The sequence below is a fragment of the Psychroflexus sediminis genome (assembly GCF_900099815.1).
GTDB lineage: Bacteria > Bacteroidota > Bacteroidia > Flavobacteriales > Flavobacteriaceae > Psychroflexus > Psychroflexus sediminis.
Map to the genome: position 1 here is coordinate 94,789 of NZ_FNCW01000007.1, position 13,339 is coordinate 108,127.

11 protein-coding genes and 1 tRNA gene are annotated in these 13,339 nt (G+C 39.1%); 3 read left to right on the forward strand and 9 right to left on the reverse strand.

The genetic code is table 11. The annotated features are described in order from the left end of the window. Positions 1-155: 155 nt before the first annotated feature. Together BLP81_RS08415 and BLP81_RS08420 are read right to left on the reverse strand one after the other, a co-directional pair. Positions 156-1,592, reverse strand: a complete 1,437-nt coding sequence (locus tag BLP81_RS08415) for a DUF5689 domain-containing protein (RefSeq protein WP_093368012.1) — start codon at positions 1,590-1,592, stop codon at positions 156-158. A 19-nt stretch (positions 1,593-1,611) separates the two neighbouring features. Continuing rightward, positions 1,612-4,446, reverse strand: coding sequence for a TonB-dependent receptor (locus tag BLP81_RS08420; protein ID WP_093368013.1), 2,835 nt, complete (start codon positions 4,444-4,446; stop codon positions 1,612-1,614). A gap of 140 nt (positions 4,447-4,586) precedes the next feature. Between BLP81_RS08420 and BLP81_RS08425 the strand changes: the two genes are divergently transcribed. The 3 genes from BLP81_RS08425 to BLP81_RS08435 all read left to right on the forward strand — a co-directional run bounded on the left by BLP81_RS08425 (position 4,587) and on the right by BLP81_RS08435 (position 6,077). After that, complete coding sequence (locus BLP81_RS08425) at positions 4,587-5,690, forward strand: endonuclease/exonuclease/phosphatase family protein (protein WP_093368014.1); 1,104 nt, start codon at positions 4,587-4,589, stop codon at positions 5,688-5,690. An 80-nt stretch (positions 5,691-5,770) separates the two neighbouring features. Beyond that, positions 5,771-5,995: a hypothetical protein gene (locus BLP81_RS08430; protein ID WP_093368015.1), complete on the forward strand. Its 225-nt coding sequence runs from the start codon at positions 5,771-5,773 to the stop codon at positions 5,993-5,995. Positions 5,996-6,005: 10 nt separating this feature from the next. Continuing rightward, a tRNA-Arg gene (locus tag BLP81_RS08435) sits at positions 6,006-6,077 on the forward strand. A gap of 21 nt (positions 6,078-6,098) precedes the next feature. On the opposite strand, the gene BLP81_RS08440 is transcribed toward BLP81_RS08435, so the two are convergent. The 7 genes from BLP81_RS08440 to BLP81_RS08470 all read right to left on the reverse strand — a co-directional run bounded on the left by BLP81_RS08440 (position 6,099) and on the right by BLP81_RS08470 (position 13,317). Further along, complete coding sequence (locus tag BLP81_RS08440; RefSeq protein WP_093368016.1) at positions 6,099-8,732, reverse strand: carboxypeptidase-like regulatory domain-containing protein; 2,634 nt, start codon at positions 8,730-8,732, stop codon at positions 6,099-6,101. Between the two features lie 37 nt (positions 8,733-8,769). Further along, on the reverse strand, positions 8,770-9,558 hold the full coding sequence (locus BLP81_RS08445) for a GLPGLI family protein (protein ID WP_093368017.1): 789 nt from the start codon (positions 9,556-9,558) through the stop codon (positions 8,770-8,772). Between the two features lie 82 nt (positions 9,559-9,640). After that, positions 9,641-10,420 carry a GLPGLI family protein gene (locus BLP81_RS08450; RefSeq protein WP_093368018.1) on the reverse strand — a complete coding sequence of 260 codons (780 nt, stop codon included), beginning with the start codon at positions 10,418-10,420 and terminating at the stop codon, positions 9,641-9,643. Positions 10,421-10,470: 50 nt separating this feature from the next. Continuing rightward, positions 10,471-10,680: a hypothetical protein gene (locus BLP81_RS08455; RefSeq protein WP_093368019.1), complete on the reverse strand. Its 210-nt coding sequence runs from the start codon at positions 10,678-10,680 to the stop codon at positions 10,471-10,473. 380 nt (positions 10,681-11,060) lie between these two features. After that, positions 11,061-11,510, reverse strand: coding sequence for a nucleoside deaminase (locus BLP81_RS08460; protein ID WP_093368020.1), 450 nt, complete (start codon positions 11,508-11,510; stop codon positions 11,061-11,063). A gap of 156 nt (positions 11,511-11,666) precedes the next feature. Next, the gene (locus BLP81_RS08465; protein ID WP_093368021.1) at positions 11,667-12,047 is read right to left on the reverse strand and encodes a GxxExxY protein; all 381 of its coding nucleotides are present in this window, start codon (positions 12,045-12,047) and stop codon (positions 11,667-11,669) included. A 511-nt stretch (positions 12,048-12,558) separates the two neighbouring features. Continuing rightward, positions 12,559-13,317, reverse strand: coding sequence for an energy transducer TonB (locus BLP81_RS08470; RefSeq protein WP_093368022.1), 759 nt, complete (start codon positions 13,315-13,317; stop codon positions 12,559-12,561). Positions 13,318-13,339 lie beyond the last annotated feature (22 nt).

Consider the following 13,339-nt stretch of genomic DNA (forward strand, 5'->3'; position numbering starts at 1 on the left):
TCTTATTGAATTCAGGTTAGCTCTCATTTCAATTGGAGTTGATATCAACCAGGCCAGCTAGATCCGAACATCCGCATCAAGTTAAGAAAGAGCGTGAAGAAATGTATCTATGAGCACACAAGCTAACGGAGGCAAATTCAGAATAAAAAAAAATTTTACTCCACATGAATTGCGATATCATCTAATTCATAAACCCCGTTAAACTCGCCGTCTTCGGTTTCTTTGCCCGTGTATCTGAAAGCGATGTGACCATTCCCGTCAAAACAGGACATATCCACAAGGCCGGAGCTTACCCAGTCTCCAAAAAACTGCTCGTCTGAAACGATAAATGCATCCTGAACATTACCCCACTCTGCACTGGAGATGCCTTCTTCGGTTCCATCCCAATTCACAGAATAGAGGACCTCCATAAAACTGGCATCCGCAAAACTGTTGGAGGTTTTGAATTCCAAGGTGATTTTGGAGTTGGTTTCGACAGGAATTTCAGGAGTGATTAACCAGGAAATCGTATGGGCATCCCCGGAATTTTCAGACCTTACTCTTGCAGAAATGCCCAGTGAAGGGTTACTGCTGTCACTTCGTGAAGAATAAGCTTCCCAGGCTTCAGTTCCGGCCTCGATATAATTGGTCCAGCCAGGAATAGCGATGGGTCTGTTGGTTCTTTGATCTTCAAAGTCCACAGCGATGAACGGGCTGGACGCCGGAGAGGCCGCTAAGCCACAGGAAAACACGAGCGGATCGCATCTTTCCCCGGTCATATCCACAGCTTCCGGCGAGTTGATATAAAACGTAAAAAAATCTCCACGGAAATCCCGTGTTAAAACCCCCTGCACAGAACCAGAGCCCGAGGGCAGACTCAGGGTCTTAAAATCGGCAAAGGTACTGGTGCTAAAAATCAGTTTATAAGCACTTGCGCAGCTTTCTAAAATGCGCTCCCCGTCAAAACTATCTTCGGTTCCAGCCGCATAAGTAGCTGATGAATTTTCTGAAAAATAAATTTTTGAAAATTGGACATCCATAAGTTCTACATAGGTATTCACCTCTGAAAAGGATAAGTCTGAAAGCTGTCTTTGCAGGGGGATGATTTCTGCCACGATTGTATCTCTTAGGATCACCTCTTCGACCAGGGCTTCCGGAATTCTTCCAATATCGATGCCATTCACAATGCCCAGTCTTGGTTCGCTGCCCTCCCGTTTACCTACCGAAAGCCCTTCCAGCCTGATATACACCTTTCTTCCAAAATCATATTTGGTAAAAAGCGGATTCTTATCCACCTGAACCCCTATGCCGTAGGTTGGATTTTCCGGTTTATCCTGGACGATGAGTTCCCTGAAGAAATTGCCGGATTCATCGCTTGAAATCACATAGGCTTCCACATAATCCTGAGTATCTTCAAAAGTGTAAGGCCCGTTATCATTCTGTGCCAAAATGCCTTTTAACACAGAAAGACTCACTTTATTTCCTTCTATTTCAGGTGGCGTCTGCTCAAACTCGGGGGCGCTAAAATCATCATCTTCCACACACGAGCTGAAGGCTAAAAGCATCCCTAAACCGAGGAAGAAGAAGGCCGGGTGTTGATTTAAAATGTACATCGCTTTAGTTTTAAGTTTTTTAAAATCGTATATAAGCACTCAAATAATAGGTCGTTCCAAAGCCGAAGAAATAGCGGTTACCGAATAATGCTCCGTTTTCCCTGCTGAGGTCTTCGCCTCGACTTCTAAAATTGCTGGTTCTGGATTGCTCAAAGCCTCCGGTTTTATACGCCTGATCGAGTATATTATTGATGACTCCGAAAAATCCAATATAATACTGGTCGACTCTCCAGGACTTCCCGGCAATGACGTTGACAAGCCTATACGCCTCAAACCGTTCTTGTTTTAAAATTTCGCCTGCCAGCTCTTCATCGTAGTCGTTATAGATAATCCCGTCGGTATCCAGGGCAAAATTATCTGATCTTAACAAGGCCCCTGGACTTATAAAAGCGTGAGAAAAGTGATTGAGGGTCACGCCAAGATTCCAGTAGCTGGGATCTCTGTATTCAAATCCTACTTGAAACACACGCTCTGGTCCTCCCGGAACTCTCAGGCCTTTCATGTCTGTTTTTCCGTCCCCAAACCTCAGCTGCATATCCGGAAAGTTTTGACTGGTCAAATAAAGCTCTGGATTGGAAGTATAGACATACTGCCCGAATGAACCCGCCGTTTTGAGTTTTAAAGTTGGTAAAACCTGGGCTTCCACACCAAACTCAAGCCCGTAATGCAACCTGTCCATCCCCGTCATCACTTCCTGTACAAAGGCATTGTTTTGATTATTGGCCGAGGGCAGGCCTGTCAGCTCCTCCGTATAATAAAAGCCTACACTGGTTTCATCCTGAAAGCTGGCGTAAAAGCCCGTAAGACGGGCGCTTAAAACGGGGGACTTATAGATATAACTAAGATCTGCTGACTGGATTTTCACTTCTGAAATACCGTCCACCGTATCCCCGTTTTGCCTGGCATTGCTATAAGAATTTCGGAGGTTTGGTGCGTTCTGGAAATAGGCTGCATTTAAGGTGAATATATGACGCCCGGACCATCTGTATGTCGATCCTGCCTTAAGCGCATAGGTGGTAAAATCCAGTTTTTCTCCAGGCCCAAAAGACCTGTCCCCCGGGAAAAATCCATTCTCATAAAGTCCTGTGCGCTGGTAGCTTGTTTTCCCAAAACTCAGACCCGTATAAACGTCAAGTCTTCTAAATTGAAACTGTACCTGAGCAAAGGCATCCATGACTTCAGCATGGATTTTGTAATTGTATTTATAGCGGTCTCCCACCTGCACCTTCCGGTTGGGAGTTCTTAAGTTGGATTGGGCCAAATCTGACCCCAAACCTGAGAGTAAATCTGTTTCCTCCGCAAAGAAGTCGACATCAAGAAAGCGTTCTCCACCAAGAAGATCTTCCATCTGGGCAAAGTTTTCGCTTTCCAGACTTCTGTAGTTGAGTCGGGTATTGATGGTGATATTGTCTTTTACTTTATAATCTAAAATCGAGTTAGCCAAAAACATTTTATCCTCTACCCTATCAGACTGAAGCGCATAGGTAGAATTCCCACCTCTGGACTGATTTAAGTAGTTGGCAAAATAAAGTTCCGTCCAGGGGAACTGCCCGTCCGCCTGAAATTCTCTTTGAGCCAGATAGGCACTTTGATAATCGAAGGGTGAAGGATTTGGGTTTCTCAAATAATAACTCGGCAAGTTTTGATAATAAATGGGTGACGGATTTCGGGCGCCTCCCAGGAAAACCTGTTCCCCGGTAGCCGGGTCTTCAAAAAGCCGTGTTCCTCCATTATCGATTCTGGTTGTGGAAGAGAAGCCAAACTGGTAACCGATATTGGTATTGAGCGTAAGCCTGTCGCTTATATCCCAGTAATGGTTCAGCATCAAAACAGGTTCCTCGGTTTTTCGGATTCTGGAATTCCTTTGAACGCCGTTCAACAGCCCCCAGTTCGGGTTGTATTCAATGCCTTTTAAATCCACGACCTCCTGAGTGACCGGGGTACCCATCCCTCGTCGGTTGGGCGCATAAAACCCGGTAAAGTTTAAACTGTGTTTATCGGTGATGCGTTTTTCTACGGAAAGTGCTATGGAATTGGCATCGTACAGGGTTCCTTCTCTAAAGCCTTCTTCGCCAAACCGCCTGGATAACAGCAACGAATACGACCACCCGCCATTCATCAGGCCAGTATTATAACTTGCCATGACCCTGCCCTGGTAGCTCCTGTTGGAACTCGCATAGGACACACGGCCGCCTTTTCGCATTTTGGAAGCTCTCATGATAATGTTGGACACCCCGGCTACATCTCCTATGGTATAATCGCTTGCGGATGTACTCATCGAAAACACCCGATTCCTCTGCACGTCGTTAAGTCCTCCCCAGTTGGCCCAGTTGGGTCTTCCGGTGAATTGTTTGTTCATTTCAATACCATTGATCAGGAGTTTCCCGCTGGCATTATCCAGACCTCGCGGGTTAAAAAAGGCGGCGCTGAAATCGAAAGCGGCCGCCCGTAAATACGTATCCTGAGATGCCGCCAGAAGACCTGAAATATTGAAAGAAGAGGCATCTTCTCCGTCGAGTTCATCTTCAGACAAAGAAATGGTTCCTATTTGCCGGTTGACTTCACTGATATCGACTTCCAGAAACAACTCGCCAAGATTGAGTATTTGTCCCTGTTCAATAATCACCGGATACCGCTTTGACTCGTAATTGTTTCGCTGGACTCCTAAAATTTGTTCTCCCAAGGGCAATTCCTGGTTGACAAAGGAAAATTTACCCTGCGCATCGGTAAGGACTTCAATCCCGGTTCCTCCTATAGAAATCCGGGTTCCCGGAAGTGGCTCTTCGGTATCTATATCTAAGATGATCCCAACAATATCTGTGGTTTGAGCATAAAACTCAAAGCTAATTAGCATCGACACTAATATCACAAATATTTGCCCAAACCTTATCATATCACCCTGATTATCAAATGCTTGAATACTACTAAGATATTTAAATAATAGATAAGTTGTATCTTAGGCATTCAAAAAAAATTCTCACAAACAGGATTGGGATGAGATCAGGTTTAAAGCCACTGGTATTTTTGATAAGTTTTCTGCTGGTATTGACGGGTTGTCATTCTGCCCGGAAAACAAGCTCTGCCTCACAGAAAGCCGACGAATTCCTCATCACGACTGTTGCGTTTTATAATTTAGAAAATCTGTTTGACACCGAAGACGATCCAAATAAATTTGATGAATCCTCACCCATTATGGAGATTTCTGAGGGAGAACGCGAGGCTATTTATCAAAAGAAAGTTGCCAATATGGCTAAAGTGATTGCCGATATAGGCACTGAGGTTACAGGCATGCCACCGGCGGTAATCGGGGTTTGTGAAATTGAAAATTTCAAGGTCTTACAAGACCTGGTAAACGACAAGCATTTATCTGCTTACGATTATGGGATCATTCATTATAACTCACCAGATGCCAGAAGCATAGACGTAGCTTTACTTTATCAAAAAAACCTCTTTCGCCCTTCCTATTCCAAAGCCCACGAACTCATTTTATTCAGTGAGACCGACAGCGGTAAACGTAAATATACCCGAGATCAGCTTCACGTCAAAGGCAAACTGGACGGCGAAGACATGCATTTTATCGTGAATCACTGGCCATCCAGAAGCGGGGGTGAAAAGAGAAGCAGGCCTTTTAGAGTAGAAGCAGCCAGACTTACCAAAACCCTAAAAGATTCTATTCAAATACAAAATCCCTATGCTAAACTCATGATCATGGGTGATTTTAATGACGGGCCTTACAATGAAAGCATAAAAGAAGTGCTGGAAGGTAAAGCGCATGCCGACGATGTCAATCTCACCGACCTTTACAATCCTTTCGAAAAGCTTTACAAAAAAGGCGTAGGAAGCATTGCCTGGATGGATACCTGGGACCTTTTCGATATGATGCTAGTCACCAAACCTTTAATTAATACTGAAAACTACAGCACGTACAGGCTTTACCAGGCTCATATTTTCAATCCCTTTTATTTACAAAACCCAAAAGGCCGCTTCAAAGGTTATCCTTACCGGGCCTTTGCCGATGGCGGATTCACTGGAGGCTATAGCGATCACTTTCCGGTCTATTTGTATCTTATCAAAAAAAAACCGATTCTGGCGAAGTGACTCTTACTGAATAAATAAGATTATTTTAATACCTCTTTATCAGGAGCATAGGTGTATTTTATTTAAGTTTAAAATAAAAAATGAAAAATCCCGGCATACCTTTATTGATTCTCACCACCTTAATTCTGATTCTTGTCACTATCTTTGCAGCACTTGACATGGCATTTTCCTGGGTGTTTTACCTTACTGTTTTAGGACAGGCTACGCTTGTGTTTGCCGTGTATAAGGTGCTCACCGACGATTACCAGACCGATAAGACCTTTAGGGACTGGTATGAAGATCGTCCTAAGGACAAGGATGAATAATATGATAATAGGCTCCGTAGTTCAATGGATAGAACAAAAGTTTCCTAAACTTTAGATCTAAGTTCGATTCTTAGCGGAGCTACTATTGATTTAGGTGCTGAACTTAAAACCTAAACTTCACATACCCTACAAAAAAACGGGGGACAGCTCTATACACCAAATCTCCTCTTTGAAAGTTCGTGATGGAACTAAAGGTATAATTCTTTGTATTGAATATATTCTGAGCATCGATTCCAAATACATAAGATTTTTGCTTCGGTCGATATTCTAAATTAAAGCTACTGGTTTGATAAACTTCAGAATTCACATCATAAATTTCATTCTTGAAATTCCCGAAAAGCCTATCGTAGAGTTTCAGGACAGTCTCTAGTTTAGCATTATAAATGTCATTAGCATTTGAAGAGTTTCCAATACCTCCAGAATTAGAATTTAAACTTCCAGAAAACTTAAAATTTAAGATTCCATCCCAATACGTTGTCCCTCGGAAATAGTAATTATCACTCTCATTGGTCACTTTAAATAATTCATCATTCAAAACAAACGGATTTTCAAATCTGGTTTTGGTATACCCCAGCTTCAATGTGGCATCTATAAACTTTAAAAACGTGGTAAAACCAAGTCTTCCAGTCAATAAACTTCCTCCAGGTATAAATTGGCGTTGTGATAAACTGAGTCTTTCACTTAGCAGTTTATCGGCAGATAACTGTTGTTCATAATCTGAATAAGATATACCAGCCTCAATAAGAATTCGTTTTTTAGGTTTTGAAAAGATATAATTGAATGAATATTGGTTTCTAGTCAATTGCTCAAGCCTATTGACACCCAGAACTAAGCTTCTATAATCTTGCACAATAAAATTCTGGTTAAGGTCGGTTAAACTTGGAAGCTCATTAATTCGTTTGTAACGCAAAGAAAAACTGCCAACTTTTGTTTTTCTAAGACGAAGAGTAACATTAGGATTAAGAAAAAGAAAACTTCTGGAATCCACATTTGTTCGCATGTTCAAGTTAGACAATTCTACATCCGCTTCAGCAATCAATCGATCGGGAATAAAATGGTATTGTGTTTTAAAATTTACAAAAGATTTGAATCTTGCTTCTGAATTTGATCCTGCTAGACTATCGATTTCAGAAGAACCTAAGCCATTTTCTAGGTCTAAAGCGCTGTAATTAAACTCTCGTTCTTGATTTAAAACCCCTAGCTTTACAGCAAAACTGAGTTCGTTAAACTGAAAAATGGAACTGCCTTCCAAACCTTGATAAACCCTATTGTCTTTTATTTTGGTTTGAAGTTGGTTGGAATTCTCTTCTTCAGCAATGGTGTTTGGTGAGATATTGAATTTTTGCCGATCTTGATTAAAACCCATAAACCCGTAAAAGCTTAGCGCTCCGTTCTTGATTTTCTTGGTGAGATGAATATTGGTTGATAAACTTAAGTTGCGCTCATCCAAAACCTGAGCAATGCTTTCATTAGAATTAAAAAGCAACTCATGACTCACATCAGAATTGGTCGCTGACACATCGGTTTGAAACGTGATGAAATGGTCTTCATCTATAGAATGTTTAATTTCAAAATCATTCTTTAGATTTAAGTTTTGGGTGTCAAAGGCATTATCTTCCTGAAAATCAATATCACCATCTGGCAGAAAATAAGAAACCCTATTCCTATAATCACTGTTCAGCTGATCTGTGGTGACAAACAAAGAATTCCTTAGCTTGCTCTCGCCCCAAATGGTTTTATTAGCTAATAAATTGTTGGATAGACTTTGGTTCTCGACATAAAACTTATCGTCGATTAATATAGAGCTTGTCCTCAAGTTCAGATATGAGTTTTGATCCAGGCTGAAGTTTTCATCAAAATCATTGAACCCCATTTGCTGATATACATAATTATCTAACTGTTCTCCAGCAGGCTTACCTATGGAGTTGAGGTTTCCTAAATCCAGAAACTTGATTTCTGGCCTAATTAATCCAAGGTTAAGATCCGCTTCATAGCGGCTTTCATTTCCTAATCCAGCTTTAGCAGCTCCAAACCAAATAGATTTGGCTTTGTCTTTTAGCTTTAAGTTGAGCACCACGGTTTCGCTATCCAGAAATTGTTTCAAGACTGGATTTTCACTATAGTTGTTGATGACTTCCACTTTGCTTAGCACGTCGGCATCCAGATTTTTGGAAATCACTTTGTAATTTCTATCGGCAAGATCATCTCCCTCTATCAGTATTTTTTGAATATTCTTGCCTTGGGCTTTGATGTTCCCATCCTCATCAATTTCAATACCCGGCAAATTTTGTAAAACATCTTCCACGGTTTGCTCCGTCTGATCTGTGAAAGCAGATACCCGATACGCTACAGTATCTCTATTGACTTTTATTTTTTCTTCAGTTTCCAGAACGACTGTATTGAGTTGCTCTACTTTAGGTATGAGTTCAAAATCTTGATTGATAGTAGACTTAGTATTAGGAATAATGATTTCCTGCGACTCATAACCAAAACTACTCACTTTGACGTAAAGTGAATCAGCCTTTGAGTCTACTGCTAATTCATACAGTCCTTCTTCTTTAGAATAAGTGTAATCTAAAATAGTTTTGGTGGGTGAACTTATAACGATACTAGATCCTTCTAGCGGTATCTTAGTTTCCTTTTCTAGGATTTGACCTTTTATTTTAAACTCTTGGGCATAACTTATAGCAGATACAATAAAGCAAACAAGAAGAAGGACAAAACGAAAGATTTTCAAGTAATTGGATTTTGATTATTAAGTTAGTTAGCTAATATTATTCCTTAATTTCATAGACTTCTATATAACTATCTGTTTTCAAAACCTTTGATTCTGAACCAGATACTCCCATATTTTCTGCAATCACCCTACCACCATATCTTGCATCAATAAAAGATTTGATTTGCCTTTCTTTAAGTTCTTCAAATGAAATCCAGGAAGAGTTCGGATTGTCTATAGGTTTCAGGAGGTAAGAATTCTCAGTTGGGTACTCTATGTTTTTAAAATACCAGTAGATTTCTTTATCAGTATCATAAGCTTCCAAGATTAAACCTGGTAAGCCTACTAACTTCCATGGGCCGTAGGGCAGAGGAATTTCTGATGTAAACCAAGCGGTATAATCTCGCCCTCTAAAATGAGCCGTTGCTTTTTGGACTTCATAGGTTCCAATTTTTTTTGTTTCATCTGTGATGTCCCATGATATATCTATGGTCTTATCCTTGACATATCGAAATCCTAAGTCTCGAGAATATAAAACCTTTTCTTTAAGATTGTAATAGTATTGAAAGCCTTCAGGATTAGTCACAACAGTAATAGAAAAGCCTTGTTCAGGAGAAGCTTGATATGATTTTTGCTCGCGGATATGCCCTCCCTCTAAGGAATCTTTTCTTGTCACATAAAGAGAATTAATTTTATCAAACACTAGCATGGCCTTATAATCTGGTCCAATAGGAGCTCCCATTTCCATACTTTGAACTTCACCGTAGTTTACGATGCCTGTTTGGGCGTTAATGTTATGACAGAACAACACTGCACTTGAAACTATAAGTAGAATTAAAGCTTTCATAAAATAGATTTTACATAAAGCTAATAATAAACTAAATACATAGTTTAATTGTTTTAGGCTTTAACATATTAAACTTTATTGACTACTTTTTTTTGATTTCAAAAACTTCTATAAAATAATTTGTTTTTAAAATTTTCGATTCTCCGCTCGATATACCTATATTTTCTGCAACCATTCTTCCTCCCATTCTAGCATCAAGAAAGGATTTAATTTGGTTTTCTTTAAAGCTTTCAAATGATATCCAAGATGAATTTGGGTTGTCTATTGGTTGAAGCAAATGAGAGTGTTTAGTAGGATATTCTATATTTTTGAAATACCAGTAGATTTCTTTATTGGTATCATAAGCTTCCAAAATTAAACCTGGTAAACCTACTAATTTCCAAGGACCATAAGGTAAGGGAATTTGTGATGTAAACCAAGCTGTGTAATCTCGCCCTCTAAAGTGAGCGGTTGCTTTTTGAACTTTATAAATCCCTATCATTTTGGTTTCTTTTTGTATATCCCAAGGAATATTTATTGTCGTATCCTTAACGTATTGAAACCCTAAATCTCGAGAATATAAAATCTTCTTTTTTGGCTTATAATAATATTGAAAGCCATCAGGATTGGTAACAACTGTCATATAATGACCATTACCAGAACTATTAAAATATGATTTTTGTTCACGAATATGTCCTCCTTCTAAAGAGTCTTTTCTTGTCACATATAGAGAGTTATCTTTATTAAACACCAACATGGCTTTATAATCTGGTCCAATAGATTCTCCCATTCTCATACTTTGGATTTCGCCATAATTGACTATACCAGTTTGGGATAAAACATTTAGACTAGTTAAACAGATAAAAATTAAAAAATATTTCATATTACTAAGATTAAGGCTGGAGTCTCAAACTCCAGCCATAGTACTAAAATTTACTGACATGAATCTTCAAATTGATCTCGAAGCTCAGCTGCAAACTCACAGTCTACAGGCATATCATATTCAGGATTACCATCTCCGTCACAATCTACATAAGCCGAGCATTGGTTACCACCTAAAGCTTCAATAGAAGTTTCTTCAGATGAAATAGAGTTCAGAGTCAATAAGGGTAACATCAAAAATGAAATTAATAAAGTTTTCATGATATTTAAATTTAAGAATTATATGTTGCAAGTTTAAATCTTGCCAGATTATTGAACATAGGTCAAAACCTAAGTAAAGATCTCATGAAAAATGAATATACTTGTAGCGTGAGCGAGTATGGATCTTTTCATGCTTGGTTTGTGAAATGCTTTTCTTCGGAGAAGCATTTCCTTTTTTAAAAATTAGAAGAACATTGACATGATTTTTATATTGTTACTCTAAACTAGAAAAAAAAATTAACTATCATATCTTAAACTGTTATATTTTTAATGATAGGGTAAAATGTACGGTTAAACCGTAATTCAATTACGGATGAACCGTAACGATTCGCAACAATAATGAAGTATTTTTTGATAATTTTAAATTTAAAAATGGGGTTTCAATTCAAATTCCGCTTCTGTATAAAAAAGGCCTTGAGCAGTTTGGAGGCTTCTTCTTTAAGCGTCCCAAAATCTACTTTGGTTTTGGGATGAAGCTTTGTCTGCATGGCTCTATAGCCACGGACTTCATCTTCGGCAGCAAAGACCAGTCGAGACAACTGACTCCAGTACAAAGCCCCGGCACACATCTGGCAGGGCTCCAAAGTGACGTACATGGTGCAATCTCTGAGGTATTTACCACCTATAAAATTAGCTGCCGAAGTGATCGCCTGCATTTCGGCATGAGCAGTGACGTCCACTAAAAGCTCGGTAAGGTTATGGCTTCTGGCGATGATTTGGTTCTTATGCGTAATGACAGCCCCCACAGGAACTTCGCCTTTTTCCAAAGCCAAATGGGCTTCTTCCAGGGCTTTTTTCATAAAATAGGTATCGTCAAAAGGGTTTAGCATAGTCAAAAATAGTATTTCTTAGTCACAACCTTTCTGTTCTTCACCTCTTAGTTACTAAAATTAACCGCAAAGGCGCTGAGAACGCAAAGAAGTCTCGCATTAAAAAACACTGCGAACTCTGCGACTTTGTGGTGAAAAAACCAAATAAGCTAAAAACTACAAATATCCATTCAACACTCTTTTTAATCCATTTTTTAATAACACTTCATTAAAATTGATCAATAAGCCTAATTTTAAATCTTTCAATTTTAAATAAGTCAAAAGTTGAGCAGTATGGATATCTGCCAAAGCTTCAACACTTTTTATTTCTATAATCACCTTATTTTCGACCAATAAATCTATTCTATAACCTGCATTAAGCTTTACATCCTTATAAATCACAGGTAGTGCAATTTGTTGATTCACATCCAGTCCTATCTGTCTAAGCTCAAATGCTAGACAGGTTTCGTAAGTGCTTTCTAAAAGACCTGGACCAAGTTGCTTATGAACCTCTATGGCAGCTCCAATTATTTTGGTAGCAAGTTCGTTCTCTTTCATAATTTAAACTATAATTTCTTGAAGTCAACCCTGTGTTAACTGTATCTCTACAGAGAAAAAAACCACGGAGTCACCAAGTTCACAGAGAAAAGGATTAAATTAAATAATTTTTAGTTACAAATAAAATTTTGTGTCCTACGGATCACAGCCTGCCCTGATTATAACCGAATGGCGGAGAAAAAATCTTAAAACCTGCCTGCGTAGTATTTTATTAAGCAGAGGCGCTAAAAAATCGAATGGATTATAAAAGAATCCAAAAAAAACAACTCTCTGTGTTCTCCGTGACTTTGTGGTGAAAATAACCACGGCGTCACAAAGTTAAACTCCTTGTCTCAGCCTGCTCTGAGTATAATCAAAGGCTGGTAAAAAAAATCATAAAACCTGCCTGCGTAGTATTTTATTAAAAAGAGGCGCTAAAAACTCGAATGGATTATAAAAAAACCAAAAAACAACTCTCTGTGTTCTCCGTGACTTTGTGGTGAAAAAGCCAAATAGTTAACATGAAAAGAATTTATTCTATTATTTTGATAATGATAGATAGTGAAAATAATACTCCCACAGGTCGACCGCGCTGTTCACCAGGCTTCATGTCTGGCAGCATTTCAACAACTCTTATACCTTCAGCCTCTAATTTTGGGTGAGGAGCCCTGGCAGCAATATCAACGATAGATCCTGTATGATCAATCTTAAAGCCTATAAATACGCGATGTGTTCCACTGAGTTTTAAATCGTTCGCGATATCCATATCAAATTTTTCATGCATAAATTCATTTACTTTCCGGTTCATGCATTCTTTTCGCTCTTCATTGCTATTCAGGCCCTCACATCCAGGAAACACCGGTACGGTTTCAATCACCGAAAAGGGCACGTCTTCTATCTCCTCTTCTACATCTTCCACTTCTCCCACGCCCACAATTTCTCCTGTGTTTGAAGCTGCTTTCACTTCTACACTCTCATTTTGGTTGGTTTCGCTAGATTGTATGTTCACCTCCTGTATGTCTAAATCATTATCAACAATTCTAATAGCCTCCGGAACAGGTGCCGGCGGGGCTGGAGGCGGTGGTGGTGGAGTATTTTTTATTTCTGTTATAGGTGCAGATTCTTTTTCTATTAAATTAAGATATAAGACTTCTGTTTCGGTGTGTTCATTTCTGTAAGTTTTACGTTCTATCATTATAAGTGAGAACGAAAGGGATATGATAAGTCCTATTTGAAAAAAGATAAGACTATACCTGGAGAGGTCTTTTTTTGGATTCTTTTTAATTTTCATAATCCTATCTTTAGAAGTATCA

Coding starts and splice junctions, on each gene's coding strand:
- BLP81_RS08420 (WP_093368013.1), bottom strand. CDS start 4,446: ATGCTAATTAGCTTTGAGTTTTATGCTCAAACCACAGATATTGTTGGG.
- BLP81_RS08430 (WP_093368015.1), top strand. CDS start 5,771: ATGAAAAATCCCGGCATACCTTTATTGATTCTCACCACCTTAATTCTG.
- BLP81_RS08450 (WP_093368018.1), bottom strand. CDS start 10,420: ATGAAATATTTTTTAATTTTTATCTGTTTAACTAGTCTAAATGTTTTA.
- BLP81_RS08460 (WP_093368020.1), bottom strand. CDS start 11,510: ATGCTAAACCCTTTTGACGATACCTATTTTATGAAAAAAGCCCTGGAA.
- BLP81_RS08470 (WP_093368022.1), bottom strand. CDS start 13,317: ATGAAAATTAAAAAGAATCCAAAAAAAGACCTCTCCAGGTATAGTCTT.
- BLP81_RS08425 (WP_093368014.1), top strand. CDS start 4,587: ATGAGATCAGGTTTAAAGCCACTGGTATTTTTGATAAGTTTTCTGCTG.
- BLP81_RS08445 (WP_093368017.1), bottom strand. CDS start 9,558: ATGAAAGCTTTAATTCTACTTATAGTTTCAAGTGCAGTGTTGTTCTGT.
- BLP81_RS08455 (WP_093368019.1), bottom strand. CDS start 10,680: ATGAAAACTTTATTAATTTCATTTTTGATGTTACCCTTATTGACTCTG.
- BLP81_RS08415 (WP_093368012.1), bottom strand. CDS start 1,592: ATGTACATTTTAAATCAACACCCGGCCTTCTTCTTCCTCGGTTTAGGG.
- BLP81_RS08465 (WP_093368021.1), bottom strand. CDS start 12,047: ATGAAAGAGAACGAACTTGCTACCAAAATAATTGGAGCTGCCATAGAG.